Source organism: Rhizobium sp. P1_E1 (assembly GCF_056406015.1).
Genome location: NZ_JBFUAY010000018.1, coordinates 53000 through 69960 on the forward strand (window position 1 = coordinate 53000; position 16961 = coordinate 69960).

Annotated in this window: 15 protein-coding genes; 3 read left to right on the forward strand and 12 right to left on the reverse strand. The window is 57.2% G+C overall.

The genetic code is table 11. The annotated features are described in order from the left end of the window. Positions 1-680: 680 nt before the first annotated feature. The 4 genes from AC1D1Z_RS09910 to AC1D1Z_RS09925 all read right to left on the reverse strand — a co-directional run bounded on the left by AC1D1Z_RS09910 (position 681) and on the right by AC1D1Z_RS09925 (position 5871). Positions 681-1328 (reverse strand): hypothetical protein, encoded by a 648-nt coding sequence (locus tag AC1D1Z_RS09910; protein ID WP_130652685.1) that lies wholly within the window; start codon positions 1326-1328, stop codon positions 681-683. 190 nt (positions 1329-1518) lie between these two features. Further along, positions 1519-3720, reverse strand: a complete 2202-nt coding sequence (locus AC1D1Z_RS09915) for a M48 family metallopeptidase (RefSeq protein WP_477850360.1) — start codon at positions 3718-3720, stop codon at positions 1519-1521. A 155-nt stretch (positions 3721-3875) separates the two neighbouring features. Beyond that, complete coding sequence (ctlX, locus tag AC1D1Z_RS09920) at positions 3876-4805, reverse strand: citrulline utilization hydrolase CtlX (protein ID WP_130652683.1); 930 nt, start codon at positions 4803-4805, stop codon at positions 3876-3878. Between the two features lie 10 nt (positions 4806-4815). Then, on the reverse strand, positions 4816-5871 hold the full coding sequence (locus AC1D1Z_RS09925) for an ornithine cyclodeaminase (RefSeq protein WP_130652682.1): 1056 nt from the start codon (positions 5869-5871) through the stop codon (positions 4816-4818). A gap of 139 nt (positions 5872-6010) precedes the next feature. On the opposite strand from AC1D1Z_RS09925, the gene AC1D1Z_RS09930 reads away from it, so the two are divergent. Beyond that, complete coding sequence (locus tag AC1D1Z_RS09930) at positions 6011-6448, forward strand: Lrp/AsnC family transcriptional regulator (protein ID WP_018242678.1); 438 nt, start codon at positions 6011-6013, stop codon at positions 6446-6448. A 162-nt stretch (positions 6449-6610) separates the two neighbouring features. Here the strand turns inward: AC1D1Z_RS09930 and AC1D1Z_RS09935 are convergent, their stop codons facing one another. The 7 genes from AC1D1Z_RS09935 to AC1D1Z_RS09965 all read right to left on the reverse strand — a co-directional run bounded on the left by AC1D1Z_RS09935 (position 6611) and on the right by AC1D1Z_RS09965 (position 14389). Next, the gene (locus AC1D1Z_RS09935) at positions 6611-6949 is read right to left on the reverse strand and encodes a slr1659 superfamily regulator (protein ID WP_003560625.1); all 339 of its coding nucleotides are present in this window, start codon (positions 6947-6949) and stop codon (positions 6611-6613) included. A gap of 7 nt (positions 6950-6956) precedes the next feature. Further along, positions 6957-7517: a slr1658 superfamily regulator gene (locus AC1D1Z_RS09940; protein ID WP_018242677.1), complete on the reverse strand. Its 561-nt coding sequence runs from the start codon at positions 7515-7517 to the stop codon at positions 6957-6959. Between the two features lie 3 nt (positions 7518-7520). Then, complete coding sequence (locus tag AC1D1Z_RS09945; protein ID WP_477850364.1) at positions 7521-9881, reverse strand: SpoIIE family protein phosphatase; 2361 nt, start codon at positions 9879-9881, stop codon at positions 7521-7523. Further along, positions 9878-11050, reverse strand: a complete 1173-nt coding sequence (locus tag AC1D1Z_RS09950; protein WP_018242675.1) for a class I SAM-dependent methyltransferase — start codon at positions 11048-11050, stop codon at positions 9878-9880. Before AC1D1Z_RS09950 ends, AC1D1Z_RS09945 begins: the two co-directional genes overlap by 4 nt. Continuing rightward, complete coding sequence (locus tag AC1D1Z_RS09955) at positions 11047-11556, reverse strand: hypothetical protein (protein ID WP_018242674.1); 510 nt, start codon at positions 11554-11556, stop codon at positions 11047-11049. Before AC1D1Z_RS09955 ends, AC1D1Z_RS09950 begins: the two co-directional genes overlap by 4 nt. A gap of 75 nt (positions 11557-11631) precedes the next feature. Continuing rightward, a complete protein-coding gene (locus tag AC1D1Z_RS09960; RefSeq protein WP_130652680.1) occupies positions 11632-13287 on the reverse strand; it encodes a putative bifunctional diguanylate cyclase/phosphodiesterase in 1656 nt (551 codons plus the stop codon). A 223-nt stretch (positions 13288-13510) separates the two neighbouring features. Further along, a complete protein-coding gene (locus tag AC1D1Z_RS09965; RefSeq protein ID WP_047623316.1) occupies positions 13511-14389 on the reverse strand; it encodes a LysR substrate-binding domain-containing protein in 879 nt (292 codons plus the stop codon). Positions 14390-14519: 130 nt separating this feature from the next. Here AC1D1Z_RS09965 and AC1D1Z_RS09970 point away from each other — a divergent pair, with 130 nt between their 5' ends. After that, positions 14520-14906, forward strand: a complete 387-nt coding sequence (locus AC1D1Z_RS09970) for an ectoine synthase (protein WP_130652679.1) — start codon at positions 14520-14522, stop codon at positions 14904-14906. A gap of 240 nt (positions 14907-15146) precedes the next feature. Here AC1D1Z_RS09970 and AC1D1Z_RS09975 read toward each other — a convergent pair whose 3' ends face one another. Beyond that, entirely contained in the window at positions 15147-15629 is a 483-nt protein-coding gene (locus AC1D1Z_RS09975) for a DUF4168 domain-containing protein (RefSeq protein ID WP_130652678.1), read from the reverse strand. Between the two features lie 462 nt (positions 15630-16091). Here AC1D1Z_RS09975 and AC1D1Z_RS09980 point away from each other — a divergent pair, with 462 nt between their 5' ends. Further along, a complete protein-coding gene (locus AC1D1Z_RS09980; RefSeq protein ID WP_130652677.1) occupies positions 16092-16784 on the forward strand; it encodes a type 1 glutamine amidotransferase domain-containing protein in 693 nt (230 codons plus the stop codon). Positions 16785-16961 lie beyond the last annotated feature (177 nt).

Sequence of the window (16961 nt, forward strand, 5' to 3'; positions counted from 1 at the left end):
AGTGAAATTATCGAACCGTTGAAAATAAAATTTATAAAATACCTGAATAATTCATCATTTTCCAATCCATTCTATTCCGGATTCAATAGTATTATAATTCGTTGCGTCAACAATTCACTTGGCTCTTAACCGAAGGATTGGAATTCAACGCGATCAAGCGCCGAAATATCCGGCCGCGATCCGCTTGAGATGACCAGGCGCACTTTCGAGAAAATTACGACCAGCGAAATCGCAGAACGCGCCGCAAAAACCGTTCGCCTTAAAGCATGGGCGGCTGACCTCCACTGTGGTCATCCCGCGTTAAATCCGGATGATCCTACATCCAGCAAGGTGAGCTAAAGCTTGGGCCGGAAGTTTGGGAAGGGTCTCATGATTCAGTGGGAGTGTCGCTTTTGGGTCGAGCGCAGCGTCGACGGCATCTGGGCTATGAGCGACAGGAGAACCTGTTTGCCCGCCCGGCCTTCTGATAAATAGGAAATAACGATGATGACTTGGCGTCGTGAAATTGTTCGATGAACTGGGCTGATAGAGGCGCATTCATCTTGGAGCAGTTTCAACAGAGGGTTCTGTGTCTGCAAAAAAAGAGCATATCCGTACTCAAACAAAACGGAAATGCTCTTTCGTAGTTTAGTGCGGAGCCATACTTGTCAGCTCCACACCGCTCGCACCTGAATTCTCGGCTATTCGTCTGATGTCACCGGCGCCGCGTTCTCCAGAGAGGCGCGGATCTGATCGATCTTCCCGTTTGCGTCGCCAACCCCCAAGATGGTTTTGGCTTCGTCCAAAACCGCCGGGCTGACTTCTCCGGTTTTCGTCGCTGAAGCCAATGCGTCCTCCAGCGCCTGATCCCCCAACAGAGGGTCATCGGCTGCGGGCTCGATTCCATTGTCGAGTTCATATTGGGCATAAGCCACGGCATAGGCCGCGATAGCGGTCATGCGTGGATCTGACGTATGCATCAGTGCCTTATAGTTCCGCTTCAAGGAGTTCAGACCCGCAAGCTGCGCCGACAGGTTTTTTTCTTTCGTGCCGATTTTAGTCTCGTCTGCCTTCGCGGACTTCGACTTGCTTGACGCCTCGGTGGATTTGCCTTTCACGCCTTGAGATTTGGAGTTGCCGTGGTTTGAACTGCCACCCTGGCTGTTGCTGCCATGGTTGCCACTGTTTCCACTGCCGCCGCCGTGACCGCCACCATTGCCGCCACCATTGCCTCCACCGTTTCCACCGTTCTTCGCCAGTGCGGTCATATCGATTCCGACAATTGTTGCCGGGCTCGCCGCAAGAGCCAGCGAGAGCGCGGTCAGGGACGCTAAGGTTGCGATCCGCATTGTTTTCCTCCAAATCAGATCAAGCGCCGCGCAGATACACGGCTTGAGCAGATAGGAGAGGTTAGACGGTGATCGCACATTGCACATCGGACCGAGGTCCGATGCTGGCCCGGCAATGGTCTTAGACGACCTGAAATGCTTAACGATTCCCTCTTCGCGCGAAGCGGCCATCGGTTGAGCTCATTGCTGCTCAGTATTTTCCGGCTGTCTCGTCTGCGGACGCATCGCGGGACGGGTGCAACATAGCGGCGGCGAGCTCCTGTCGGGCGTAAGCGGCCTCGTGATACCGGCCGACGAGTGCGCTGAAGTCGGCGGCCTTCACCCCTTTAATCCCCAGTGCACCCAGCGTGATGATGCGCTGCCGGCGGTCGATTTTACTATAGATCGCACGCCAATGTTTTTTTGGCACTGGCGCATCCTGATTGAGCCAGAGGCGCAGGGCAAAACGGCTCGATGCGTAGACCGCGTAGCCCGCAACATCCGTCCAGGCAACCGGCTTGTCCAGTCTGGAGGCGAGCAATGCATCCGGGGTCAGCACCATGAGCGGTCGTGCCGCGCTCCGATACAGAAAGGCCGCGTAGAGAAGGGAGGTGACAGCGCCGAAGGCGGTGATCGCGGCGATCAGTGACTGTGCGAATTCATCGTAGCCGAGGCCCAATTGGCCGCTGAGAAAGACGACCGTCAGGCCAAATCCGGCGAAAATCATGGCGACGATCACCATCGTCCAGATCATCGGCTTGACGTTGTCGTAGACGACGGTCTCCTGTGAGGCCCCGGCAACCACCTTTTCAAGCACTTCGCGACGGCGGTCACGCATCATGCGCGCGTCGTCGATGAAATCCTTGCTCAACAGACGGCATAGTCCGGCCCAATCCGAAAACAGATCGTCCGCAAAAGAGCGAGCTCCCGGCTCCGGCTGACGCATCGCTCGTCTCAGGAGGTCATCGCCAATTTCCACACCGAGGGCCGATATCCGCTGGATCGTCGGCGGATGGCTGTCGGTCGGATGCGGTTGCCGATCTCCCAAAAGGGGCATCGGATCGCTCCATCCATTGGTGGTGACCAGTTCCGTTGTCTGCGCGACGAGGTCAGGCCAGGCATCATCGGAACCGGTATCATCCGGTCCGGCATATGCGCGCTGAAGAACATAGGCGACGGCGGGAGCGATAATCCCCGTGCGGATGAGAGCCGAGGCGGCGTCTGCCGGCGTCGCCAGCAGACTGCCGCTACGGTCAGCATCGAATTCTCGCAGCCGGCTCCAGTGTGCGACGGCATGATCGAACCGCTGCATGGCGTGAAAGCCGAGCTTCACCGCCGGATACAGGACGAAGCGACCACCGTCGGCGCGTCCAAGAGCTGCAAGAGCACGCCAGAGGCCTGCATAAATCGGCGTGAATTGCTGGCTATAGGTGGTGTCTTCGCCAGAAAAATGGGCGAGCTCATGGCCGATGATTGCCGCGATTTCGGCCTGGTCGAGAAGATCAAGATAGGCCGCAGGCAGATAGAGCGACCGTCCGGTCACCAGTCTGTCCTCAGGCCAGAGACGCAGCTGGCTCTCCGTTACGAAAAAGCCCTGGCCGAGGCCAACGATGATCGTGTCGGGCAACAAAGCGTGTTGCCGCCCGGCCAGGCTGCGGACGAAACGCCAAAGTTCCGGAGCCTCCGTTTCTTCGATGACGCGTCCCGCCGCGACAAGCGGTTCGGGTGTGAACAGGGCAAAGACATCTTTCAAGCCACGCAGCGCCGTGAAGGCGCTGTAGGCTGCGATGACGGCGAGGACGACGGCGACCGCGAAAAGCTTGGCACTGCCCGTGGTAAAATCTGCCCATAGTCCCATGCTGACTGCTTCGAACAGGGCCGCCGAAATGACGCCGATAGAAAACCCAATCACAACGGTCGCAAGAATGAACGGAAGGAGCGACCGCAGACGTTGAAAGCTCGCGATCAGTTGGCGTTGGGAGACGCGCGCGCGGATCCCGGAAMTGCCGGCCGCCATCAGTCCCAGCGCACCGCCGAAAAACGCAAGTACGGCTCCGCCGATCGTTCCCCAAACCAGTGGCCGGCGGATCTGCGAGATTTCCAGCTCCTCGTCGGCTTGAGAAAGGGCTGCCTCGATTTGCGAAACGGCGACCAGGGCGGCAAGGGAGGTGGGCTCGCCCGCTCCCTGGAAGGTCAGAATGGCTGTTGGATCGGATGCCGCGATGTTTTTCACCTGAGCCAGGGTCGTCGAGAGTTCCGCCGAAGAACGGCGCGCATGTTCAAGCGTTTCGGCTGCACGCTGTGTTTGCCAAATCCCCAAAGAGACCAGTGCGATCGGTAGGAGCAGCACCCACGCCGCCAAGCCGAGGCTTGCAATTTTGCGGGCTTCTTGTCGACGGCTGGTTTGGGCCATGCTTGTTCCCCCCAACTTTTTTCTCCCCATTTGCGAGGTCAAAAAAACTTGGCCGCGCGCCCATTATCGAAGGATGTCGACTTCATACAAGATGCCTCGCTGAGTTTCACGAGAGTGTTAAACGGCAGTCGCAATATTCCACCGTCAGCACGCAATCATCGCGGCGTCAGATGGATGCCTGCGAGCGTGCAGCGGACCGATCCACCGGCGCGTTCGATGGTCGGGATATCAAGCGCGACCAGTTCGGCGCTTTCTTCGATCGTGTTGCGTTGATCTCGGCTCAGGGATGCAAACGCCGTGGTCGAGAGCGCAAGGATACGCCCCGCATTTCCCTGGAGTTCGAGAGCGTTGCCGGCGAAGGAGGCGATCTGATCGTTGGTGAGTGCGATGACGCTGCGGCCGGAGCGCTCCAGTCTTAGGACGACCTCCCGCCGTCTTGCTGCATCGGTCATCATCTCCAGTCCGATCATGGCGAAGTCGGTGGCGATGCACATCAGGACATTGGTATGATAAACGGCGACGCCGTTTCCATCCCGCGCGTCGAATACCATCGGCTCGAAGTTGAAGTGGGTCGAGAAGCGTTCCAGCGCGATTGGATCGGTGCGGTCGGAGCGGACGGCATAGGCCACCCGATCGATGTGATCGAGAACCATGGCGCCGGTGCCCTCGAGAAACAGTCCGTCCGGCTCGAGGCCGGAATAGTCGATCACCTCCTGCACCCGATACTGGCTCTTCAGCATTTCGATGACGTCACTGCGCCGCTCGCGCCGGCGACTGACGGCCTTCATCGGATAGATCGCCACATGACCGCCGGCATGGGTGGAAAACCAGTTGTTGGGAAAGACCGAATCCGGTGTCTCGGTACCGGTGTCGTCGAAAAGATGCACGTTCACGCCATGGCTTCTGAGCACATCGGCCGCCCGGGTGATTTCGTCATAGGCCGCCAGTGAAAGGTCTTCCGTCGTATCCGGGCTGGACTGGAACAGGTTGTCGATGGCGGTCTCGGTATTCACGGTGAAGTGGTGCGGCCGGACCATGACGACTGCAGAGGGCGCCTGGACGGAATATGTGACGTGTCTTGGCATCGTCGCGCTCCTATGCCTGCTTTGCTCGCTGCAACATGCCGAACAGGTCGCGCGGATCGTCCGGATCGGCGATGATATCGAGGTCCTGGTAAAGCCCGGTCCCCCTGAGCCTGTCACGGACATAACGAAGAGCGGAAAAATCCTCGATCGCGAAACCGACGCTGTCGAATAGGGTGATTTGACTGGCATCGCCGCGACCGGTCGCCTGTCCCGTCACAACCTGCCAGAATTCGGTGACAGGATAGTCGGCATCCATCTGCTGGATCTCGCCCTCGACGCGGGTCTGTGGCGGATATTCGACAAAGGTGTCGGCGCGCAACAGGATGTCGCGATGCAGCTCGGTCTTGCCCGGGCAGTCGCCGCCGATGGCATTGATGTGGACGCCGGAGCCAACCATGTTGTCGGTCAGGATCGTCGCGTACTGCTTGTCGGCGGTGCAGGTCGTAATGATATCGGCATTTTCGATAGCCGATTGGGACGAGCTGCAGGCGGTCACCGTCAGCCCCGTGCCTGCAAGGTTGCGGACCATCTTTTCCGTCGCCAGCGGATCGATGTCGTAGAGCCTGATGTGATCGATGCCGCAAACGGCTTTCATCGCAAGCGCCTGGAATTCCGCCTGGGCGCCATTGCCGATCATGGCCATCGTGCGGGCACCCTTGGGTGCGAGGTGCCGCGCGGCCATGGCTGAAGTTGCGGCGGTTCTCAGCGCTGTCAGCAGGGTCATTTCGGTGAGCAGCACCGGATAGCCGGTCGAAACTTCTGCCAGGAGGCCGAAAGCCGTCACGGTTTGCAGGCCTTGCGCCATGTTCTTCGGATGGCCGTTTACATATTTGAAGCTGTAGATTTCGCCGTCCGAAGTCGGCATCAGCTCGATCACACCTTCGCCGGAGTGAGAGGCAACGCGCGGGGTTTTGTCGAACGATCCCCAGCGGCGGAAATCCGCCTCGATGACGTCGGTAAGTTCGGTCAAAACGGTTTCGATGCCGATGTGGTGGACAAGACGCATCATGTTCTCGACGCTGACGAAGGGTACGAGAGCTTTTTCCGATGGAAGGGGCGACGACATGCTGAGTTCCTCCTGCATATGCTCGAGGAGAAAGACTAACTGTCCTGCATGTTGGCCGAAAGTTCAAATCTGTGCTAATTCTGGCAGTAAATTGTGCAATTCGTTCAGTTCATTTGCGCGAATTTAGCAAGGAGGCAATATGACCATCGCGAAATACGCACCCGACGATCTGGATCGCCGGATTATCGCTCACCTCCGCGCCGATGGGCGCGCTTCCTTGAGCAAGCTTTCCGATGCACTCGGTGTCGCGCGCGGCACAGTTCAGAACCGGCTGGACCGCCTGATGGAGACGGGTACGCTGCTCGGCTTCACCGTTCGGGTGCGGGAGGACTACGACGTCAACGCCGTGCGTGCCGTGATGATGGTCGAGGTTGTCGGCAAATCGACGACCCAGGTCATACGAAAGCTCCGTGGCCTGACGGAGATTTCAGCGCTGCACACGACCAACGGCAACTGGGACCTTGTCGCCGATATCCGGGCCGCAAGCCTTGCCGACTTCGACCGGGTTCTACGCGAGGTGCGCATGATCGACGGTGTCGCAAACAGCGAGACCAGTCTCCTCCTCAGCAGCGTCTGAGGGTTGCCAAGCGTGGGTCGACGCGGAGCGCCATCACCACGGGCTGGCGCTGCGGGGGCTGGCGAAGAGCCAAGGATACTGCTCAAATTCGGCAGCTCTTGGCGTTGGCTTCGATTTATGACGGAGCGTCGAGGTGTGAATTGGCTATCCTCCGAAAGAGAATCACGCCAAGCGCAAATCGAGAAGCGGGTGTAACTTCTTGAGATTCGGGAGGGACTTCGCTTGCCAAGGATATTGGTTGGTGCCTTTGACAACGAGCAGGAGGTCGCCCATCTTTCTGGCTTCAATAGTCAGCTTAGCCAAGAGATTTATGCCAGAGGAATTGAGGAATTCGAGACCCGTCAGGTTGAACGTCACCTGTTTGTGCCCCTCGTGGAGCAGGCCGAATACCAATGAGTAAATCGGCGCATAGGCGTCCGGTCCGGCCAGCCTGAATACGCCATCGAAATACACTTCGTTTTTCTCAGCCCATACGCGGAAGTTTTCGTCGCTGATTTCCATTCTTCGCTCACAGATTGGAGGAGGGTGGCATCGCCACAGCCGCAGTCGTCGTCAGTATGATATGCCGGTCATTATTCCCTTCGAATGCCCATGCCATTTTTGCGTCATAGTCGCTCAAAAGGGTGAGCAACCCCAAGCCCGAACCGCTTGCTGCCGATATGGCATTGGTTTCGATTTGCTCAAGAAGAAGTTCCCCAGGGTCCTTCGATTGAAGGCGATGCAGCAGTAGCTGAAACCGAGATGATGTCACGCCATCGATCGTGTTCTTGACCCTTATTAAAAAGGTTCCGTCGAATATGCCGGCTTCAATTAGGATCTCCCCAGGCTGTCGAAACTTAACGGCATTTTCGATCAACTCATTGCTCAGATATCCGATGTCATGATGCGCCTGCACGTAGTCTTTCCTTGACCGTGAATAGGGCAGAGCCATGACTTCCGCTATGAAGTCCGAGGTCATTCCTGAGTGCTTCCATCCAAGCTGAAGCGGTCCATCGCTTAACGTAAGGCGAGTGCATGAATCCAGGCTTATGCCCACCAGAGATTCGATACCATATACCGTTGGCGTCATATCTCACCTATGTCGCACTGCGAGAAGCGTGATGTCGTCGTAAATCTTCTGCGATCCGATAAAGAGCATTAATGTCGCTACAATTCCGGAAACGACTTTCTCAGCGCTCTGATCCTTCAGGCGAAGTGCTTCGCGGCACAGACGTTCGATGCCAAACAGTTCTCCCGCGTCGTTTTCGGCTTCTGTCACGCCGTCCGTATGCAGGAGTATGACGTCCCCCTTCTCGAACGCTATTTCACGGGTTTTAATGAAGGCAGAAATATCGGCTTCCAGCCCGATCGGTATGCCCAGATCCATGGTGTCTATGCGCTCGACCTTGCCGTTCGCCCGCACGATGACAACTTCCTCGTGTTGTCCCGACAGGATCATCTCTTTTCCGTCGTAGTCAAGAAACGCCAGAGTGAGATGCTTATCGATTTTAGTCCTCACTATGTTTTTAAACAGGGCGCTGTTCAGGTCTGTGAGAAATTTGACTGCATCGGTGTTTCCGGCTTCCTGCAGGGCGCGGGCGACGGACTGAACCATCAACATCAATACGCCGCTTTCGAGCCCGTGTCCGGTGACGTCGCCGATGCCGATCTTCAATCGGTTTCCGCTCTTCAAGACGTCATAATAATCGCCGCCGACTTCTTCCGCCGGTCTCATATAAGCTGCGATCTCGAGGGCCTGAAACTCCTCAAGCTCCTGATGCAGCGGAAGAACCATGAGCTGGATTCTTTCGGCGACGGCGAGCTCTGTTCCGAGACGTCGATTTTCTCGCTGGAGCTGTGCGTTCAGTGTCGAAATCTCTTCCTTTGCATCTTCGATTTGAGCGGTTCGCTCTTCGACGAGTTGTTCGAGATTTTCGGTGTGATAGCTGATCTGCTCAGCCATCCGGTTGAATGCTTCCCCAGCCTCGCCGACCTCATCTTTACTTGATATGGCCACCCTGACCGAATAGTCCTTCGCTTGTATCCGTCTGGCGGCATCTGCAAGCGCACTGATTCCGCCCGTTATTCGTTTCGAAGCCGCAAATACCGCGATCGTTACAATAAGCAGCGACATTAAGATCGCTAGAATTTGGTAGAGCACGATCCGATTCGTAGCGTCTGAAATCTTGGCCTGGGCCGCATAGAGGGAGGCCTCGATTTCTCGTTCAGGCACAACCACTCCAAGAGACATTGCCTCTTGCCGAACCGGGCCGCTGAGCCAGAGATTGGTCGCGGGGAGCTTCTTCACGATAAAGATGTAGGGGACCTGGTTGCCGTCCTGCTGCAACAGCAAATGTTGGATGCCCTGTTCGCGGTCAAGGGCCAGTTTCGCTATGGCAGGCTGGGAGCTTCCCTTCAGGGAGCGCTCCAATCCGGTCACGCCGGTTCCGCTTGCATCGCTCGCAGAACGCAGACCGAGCGTTTTTTCGCCTGTGCTGTTGATCGCCACAACGTTTCCGTCGGACATTGCGAGGAATCCAAAGCCGGACTGGGCCACTTTCACATTTTCAACAGTCTGTGCGAGCTGGTCGAGTGTTATGTCCGCGCCAGCCGTCCCGGCGACATCCTTCCTGTCGGCTGTCCATAATGGATGAAAGAAACTGACGATCAGTTTCCCGGTAATGGCATCGGTATATGGAGCTGTCTGCGTTATATCGTCCGCGACCGGCCGCGTTTTCATATCCTTGGCCCAGYCCTGCCAGGACTCATAAAGTCCAGGAAAAAAGAAGTCCCAGAAATTGGCCTCGTTGTGACCCGGATAAAGGCGGTCGAAGGTTTGAGCCTGGTCGGTATAGGGCGCTGTCCGGAAGATTGGTCGTTCTTTCGATCCGATGTAATACATCTGCAGCTTTGAAGCACCGTGCTGCAGCAGGCTCGGTGCAACAAGGTCCAGAACCGCGCTCGTCTGGATATCGGTCTGGACGTCAGACCTTGGGTTGTGGTCTTGTCCGAGCAAGTAACTCCAGACGCTGACAACCGAGACGGAGCCCGGAGCGTTCTGAGACCACTTTCCCGTCTGATCGTAAGCAAGGCTGACGCTGCTGGGCGATGTGCGAGCGATCGCCGCGCCGACGTCGGAATTACGCTCGGGATCGTCGATCTGCGCCTGGAGCACACCTGCCAAGGTGCTGACGTCGTTATGAACCTGCCGCAGGAGCAAACTCACCTGGGCTGCGGTGGAATCAGCATATGTACGAATGTATTCTTGGTTTGCCGCTTCAAGGCCCTGTCCGACTTCGAGGGTTGCGTCGCGCGACAGCCTCTGAACGTTCCAAAGTGCCAGCCCGCCGCTGACCAGCAAGTCAAAGAGGACTGCTCCACCGACGACCAAGATGAATTTTGCCCGAAATGAGCCTAGTCTTGTCGGTCTCTTCAATGATCTCTCGTCCATCATAGCGGCTTTCGGCCGGAGGCTGCCCAGATCGGCCAGCCTGCATAACCCTTGGGGTGAAGAGCAGCAAAGACATGATCTTTGAATCCCTGCCGGAACCTGCGAATAAAATCCAACGAGTCGCCCCGTCGAACGGCCATCTCACCCGCATAGACATTTTCCCAAGCTTCGATGATGTCCGCGAAGTCTTGGGGGTCCCCGTCAAGGTTGGTGACCATAAAGGAATCGACCTTGATACTATCGAACCCCGCGTCAGCGAGGAGATGGCGGCTTTTCGGCCCCATCTCGACATCCATGTCGAAATACCTGAACAATTTGGCGACTTCCTCGTAAGTCCATCTTATTGTTTCAGCATGTGGTTCGCCGAGACAATGCGAATTTTTTTCGTTCGTGATGTAGACACGGCCGCCAGGCTTACAGATGCGGTAGAGCTCCCGCAGCAGCATCTCGGGACGGTTGAAAATCTGCAGCGAATGTCGGCAGGTCACAAAGTCAAATTGATTGTCTCGCAGCAGCATTTGGGAGGCGTCACCATAGGTGTACTCGATTCCCTGTAGATCGAAGTCGGCAGCGACCCTGCGCGCATATTCGAGGCTGCGCACGGAATGATCCAGCGCGACAAGGCGTGCCGGTTTAAATTCCCTCTGAACCAAGGCCGCGAAATCCCCAATTCCGCAACAGATATCCGCGATGACAAGACCGCTGCGCAGGCCGTGGCGAGGCAACAGTTCACGTTCGTGCCTCCATGTCATTTTCGTCTGGGTGCGCAGAATGGGGATGAAAGTCTCGTCCTCGACAAAGCTCTGGCCCGGATAAAATGCCGAATCGTAGACTTCAACCGACAAGTTTGGTTGTGATGCCGCCAGCGTCTCGAACAAAGAGGTCGACCATGCCACCACGCTCGACGTGATGATGACGATCTTCCGTTCTGGCCTGGTCCGACAGCTTGCCGCGAGGACATCGGACAGGGTTACGAAGGCAGTCATGTTAATGTGCGTCAGACGTTTGACATTGAGGTAAACGATCCCGCTGTATTTTTCCAAACTTTGCTGCACCAGCTTGAGGGCATCGGCAATCTCAGTGGCGCTTTCCGGTCGCATCTTGCCAGACAGCAACAGCTCCTGATTTGTCGGATCAAAATGAACAGTGAAGGGCTGCGGGAGYAGGCTCATCGGAAGTCCTCGGCCGAGGGGAAATCCGCTATGATCTGTATCCCTTGTCCGCCGTCTTTCTCAATCCGGATCGTGGCGCGGAATATTGCTGCCAAATCGCTGAGCAAAACCGTCCCGTCGGACTTCATCACCAAGTATCCAGAGCCGGCGCCGGGGACCGGCTGGCGCTCACTTGATCTTGCATTGGCGTGCTTTCGGCCAAATGCTTCCTCGCCGGGAAAGACAATTCTCAGCCGATTGATTGTCGCGCTCCGATAGAGACTGAAACTTATCCTTCCTGGCTCGCTCGTTGAACGGAAAGCAAGTTCAATGAGCTCATTCGTCGCGACGGAAAGAAAATTGGAATATCGAGCGGGATCGCTGTGACCTTGGCCGAGAATGTCTGAGAGGTATTCGGTAATCCTGTCGCAAAACTGCCATCGGGATTTGAACATCGCAACGTTCAGTTCCAGCGATACCATCGGCGCAAATGCATGGTCATCGAAGCTAGCTGCTTCCTGTTCCAATACACCCTCCTTTCGTTTGCCTGGGGCGTCAGGTTGATGCACGCGATAGCTAAAGGCGCGGCGAAAATCGGTTGTTCACTGTCGTAGCGCGGGTCTTACGGATGTTTCCGCCCGGGTGATGAACTCGCCAATCGCCTCGACCGGAAGCGGCCTGCTAATCAAATAGCCTTGAAGTCTATCGCAGCCCACACCGCGCAACCATTCCGCCTGACCTGGCGTCTCAACCCCTTCGGCTGTCACCTGCATGTCGAGGTCATGGGCGAGGTTAACGATGCAGCGGACGATTGCCTGGCCTTTCAGATCGCTTTCGAGGTCGGTGATAAAGTATTTGTCGATTTTGATCGTGTCGAAAGGGAATGTCTTCAGATAGCTCAAGGAAGAATATTCTGTCCCGAAATCATCAAGCGAGATTCGTATCCCTAGCACGTTGAGAGTATTCAGGGTGTCGATATTGTTGACGGTCCGCTCAAGGAGCACGCTTTCGGTTATCTCAAGCTCCAGACGGTCGGGCGGCAACCCGATCAGGTCTAGCGTTTGGGATACCCGATCAGTGAGGCCGCTTGTCAAGAATTCAGCCGCGGACACATTGACCGCGACGATGTAGTTCTGCGGCCACTTCATTGCCTCGCGACATGCCTGCTCCAAAACCCATGCACCTATTTCCGGCATGATTCCATCGGCCTCGGCCATCGGAATAAATGCCGTTGGTGGGATTTTTCCAAGTAGAGGGTGGTTCCATCTGAGCAAGGCTTCGAAGCCGACAATGCTGCCGCCCTCGGCGATGGGTTGGTACTCGATAGAGAATTGTTGTTGGACCAGGGCCATGCGAAGGCTGCGGCGCAGCAGTTCGCGTTGTTCCAGCAACTCAAGCATTGAGGGATCAAACGGTCTTGCGCGACCGCGTCCGTCTTTCTTCGCGGCGTAGAGTGCGACGTCGGACGCCTTCATCAGCTGCTCCGGATTTGTACCGTCCGGTGGAGCAGCAGATATGCCGATGCTGGCACCCACAAATAGCGCGATGCCATCTATCGTGAAGGGCTTTTTGAATGCATCAACCAAAGCTTCTGCTAGCTGGTGTCCTTTGGCGGGATGTCCCGGGCCCCTTGATATGACGGTGAATTCGTCACCCGCCAGTCGATAGGCTCTGTCGTCGCTGGTAAGGCACTCTTGAATGCGGCTTGCAGCCAGCTGAAGGAGCTTGTCGCCGGCCGGATGCCCAAGCGTGTCGTTAACGGGTTTGAAATCGTCAAGATCGAGTTGCATCAGGGACAGAGTCTCGTTCGAGCCTGCGGTCTCCCGTAACAACACAGCGAGGTCCTCGCTGAACTGGCGTCGGTTCGGCAGTCCAGTGAGCGGATCGTGGGTGGCCAGATGCAAAAGGGTCGCCCGCTCATCGTCGATAGATTCCTCGGACCGAACCACGGCAAACAGATCTCCGATCCGATAGATCGTCAGTCCGTGCGACGCTGGCGCGCCAAAATCCCCCGATATTTGCAAAGGCTGGGCACTGTCGCCCAATGAACGGAGGGCGAGTGTGATCGCCGATTTGTCCAATTCTGGAAAATGTTCCCAAAACGACGCTGCTGGTTTGACAGAATCAGGCAGCTCAGTGCCCAGCAAATTCTCGACGGGATTGAAATCGCGGTCAAAGAACAAAAGCCGGTCGATCGAGCTCGAAGCTCTCGCCTCTGTTTGTCCGAGCGCCGAGGGGGCCGCACGAATTTTCTGCATGTCCGAGGCCCTCCTTAGTCTCATGTCATAACCAGATATTGTAGCAAATTAGCTCCCACACAACTTGTGCACGCCAAGATTTACATTAGGCATTTCTGATTAACAATCCCCAACCTCGGCCCAACTCGCTCACGGATGGGCTTATGCCACATCTTTATTTTCGCGACCCATTTGCATCCATCGTCTCGGCGGCGACCCTTCGATAAATTGCCGGCAGGGGATCTCACGCGCCCGATCCGCACTCCGTCATGAACCAGTCGATAAAGCGGCGCACCGGCTTTTTCGCCCAGCTGTTCGATATGACGTAATAGCCTTGGTTTTCTGCCGTCGCGATGTCGGAAAGCACCAGCAGATCGCCGCGTTCGATCTCGCGGCGGAACACCTCGACCGGGCAGAGCGCCACGCCATGGCCGGCGACTACGGCCGTCGCCAGCATGTTGAAATCCTGGAATATCGGACCCCGGAGCGGCTCCGGCGCTTTCTGGCCGGCCTTGCGGAACCATTCCTTCCAGCCGTCGGCGGATTCGTCGTGCAGCAGATCGGCGCCGGCGAGCGAGACGTCGTCGATCGTCCAGTTTCGTTTGGCAAGGTAATGGCCGCTGGCGACGGGCTGGTTGCGGCGGGAGAAGAGCAGGCGGCTTTCCCTGCCGCCGCTCAGATCCTCGCCCATGGTGATCAGCACGTCCAGGCTTTCGTCGTCGAAGCGTTCTTCGGCGCGTGCATAGACGATCCTGACGTCGAGATCGGGGTCGCTCTCCTGGAAGGAGGGCAGGGCCGGGACGAGCCAGCGGGAGGCGATCGAGGGAATGCAGCCGACGGTGATGGCCCGCATGTTGTGATCGCGCCGCATGTTGCCGGTCGCATGCGCGATCGCCGCCAGCGATCCTGACACGGCGCGGTAATATTCGCCGCCGGCTGCGGTCAGCGCGACACCGCGGCCCGATTTCTGCAACAGCTTGCGGCCGAGCCAGGTCTCCAGATGCTTGATCTGATGGCTGATCGCCGCATGGGTAACGTGCAGCTCGTCGCCCGCTTTCGAAAGGCTCATCAGGCGGGCCGTGGCTTCGAAAGCGCGCAGGGCGTTCAACGGCGGCAATTGCATTTGTAAAATTTCCTCACAGATGACGCAAGAATCATCATTTGAAAATGCCAGCCATTTCAATAGCTAATTGTCGTGAGCGATAAAAAAGAATCATCGCTGCATCTTCAATAATTTATCAGGAGAATCGGCGATGTTCGTCAGAAATCTGAAGGAGGTGGAGCTCACCGAGCGTTTCGTCGACTGGGGCAACGGCACGAGCCACCGCTTGCTGACCAAAGACGACGGCATGGGCTTTACGGTGTGCCATACCGTCGTTCGCGCCAATAGCGAAGCCCTGCTTCAGTACCGCAATCATCTGGAGGCCTGCTATTGCATTAAGGGCGAGGGCGAAGTGGAGGATATGGACGGCAACGTCTTTCCGATCCGCGCCGGTGATATCTATGTGCTGGACAAGCATGACCGCCATTATCTGCGCGGCGGCAAGGATCAGGATCTCATTCTGGTCAGCATCTTCAACCCGCCGCTGACGGGCACCGAACGGCACGACCTGAACAACCAGAGCGGCTCGCAATACTGAACGAAACCATGATGCCGAAAAGTGTGAGCGGTTTTCGGACGAAATCATGCTCTCACTATATAATGTAGAACAGGATTCAGATTTTAGGCCGACCCGGCCTAATATCATCCTGTTCTAGCCGATCATTTCGTCGACTTCTTAGGTGGAAAGCAGAGCCCGTCAAATGGCGGGCACTGCTTCCGGCGTGAACGGCAAGACGTCCGCTGCCTTTTCGTGGCGACTTACAGCGCCGCGCGCAGCCTATTGCTGCTGCTGCTGCTGCTGTTGGCCCGGCGGTGGCGTGCCGATTTTTTCCAGAACTTTCTTGGCCAGAGCCGGGTCGCTCTGGGCGGCCGTCAGGATCGACGAGTATTCTTCGACGGAGATGTCGGGAGAAGCCTTGACGGTGTCGACCATCTGCTTCTTGGCCTCCTCCTGCAGCTGCTGCTTGGCAGTCTCGTCCTTCGTCGCGCCGATCTTGGCCGAATACTCCTGCCTCACCTTGTCGACCTGCAGATAGGCAACGGCGAAGGCCTCGATTTTCTGATCGCTGACGGCTGCTGTCGCACCGGTGCCGCCCTGCTGTCCCTGCATCGGCGTCTGGCCCTGAGCCGGCGGCTGCGCCTGTGCCGGCTGCTGTTGCGCCTGGGCCATGTCGACAGCGGATGCCGGGCTGAAAGCAAGCAGACTGAAGACCACAGTGCTCAATGTTGCGACAGATGTGTAACGATTGATCATATTCATTCCTCTTCAAGTGCATGATTTGATCGGCAGCAAGACCGCCTCGGTCGATCGCTCAGCCGCTCAAAGGCCGGCGAGCTCGCGACGATGGAACCTTGAAGAGGGTACGGTGCGGCGGTAACGGGGCGATTTGCTGACGATTGAGCGGCGGTTTTGTGACCGCCGGCATGTCGACTGGTGCGGGAAATTCCAGCGCGAGCCGGTCAGCCCGGGGTCTCACGCTGCGCTTTTCCAGCGCGGGTCTTGGTCGGCTCAGCCCAGACAAACGGATGTCGCGCGCGACCTCCGTTTGTCTGGTTAGGCTTCGGCTAAAGCAATTCTAGCAAACGCTGCGCGGGAGAGCTTGTTTCGCAGCGCCGCCGCTCTATGTCCTCACCCGTTTCAGCATGAGATCTGCAGGCAGTATTCACCGTAAATCCGGGTGCCGACGGCGTTGTCCGCCGGCCGGCTTGAAGGAGCTGAGCAATGAAAATTCTCATGGTTCTCACATCGCATGATCAGTTGGGAAACACCGGCAAGAAGACGGGATTCTGGCTCGAGGAGCTTGCTGCTCCTTATTTCGTTTTCCGCGACGCCGGGGTCGATATTACACTCGCTTCGCCGAAGGGCGGCCAGCCTCCGCTCGATCCGAAGAGCAATGAGCCGGCGTTCCAGACGGAAGATACGAGACGGTTTGAACGAGACGCGGCCGCAATGGCTGCGCTCGCAAACACCATCAAGCTTTCTGAAATCGACCAGGCGGACTATGACAGCGTGTTCTTCCCCGGCGGGCACGGTCCGCTTTGGGATCTGACGAACGATCGCAATGCGCTGTCGCTTATCGAGGACATGCTTTCGGCGGGAAAGCCTGTGGCGCTCGTCTGCCATGCACCCGGTATCCTGACGAATGTGAAGGCGCCGGATGGAAAGCCCATCGCCAAGGGCCGGGCCGTCACGGGGTTCACCGATTCAGAAGAAGAGGCCATGCACCTGGTCGAGGTCGTTCCCTACCTGCTCGAGGACGTCCTGAAAGAGCAGGGCGCAAAGTTTTCAAAGACGGCGGATTGGGGCGTGCATGTCGTCCAGGACGGCCTGCTGATCACCGGCCAAAACCCGGCCTCGTCAAAACAGGGCGCCCGCACGCTGCTTGATGCCTTGGGAAAGCAGGCCGCGGCTTAAGCACTTCAGCCCCTGGGCATAATTGCTGGCCGGGGGCGAGATCTCCTCATTCGGCTTGTGCCAACGCCGGCCGCAGGCGCGTTTCGACGACCTCTGCGGCACCTGCGCATCGGCCCGAAAATCGGAATCGCTTGTCGGGCCGATGCGCGGATTGAAAGAGTTAGGGCGTCCTTTGTG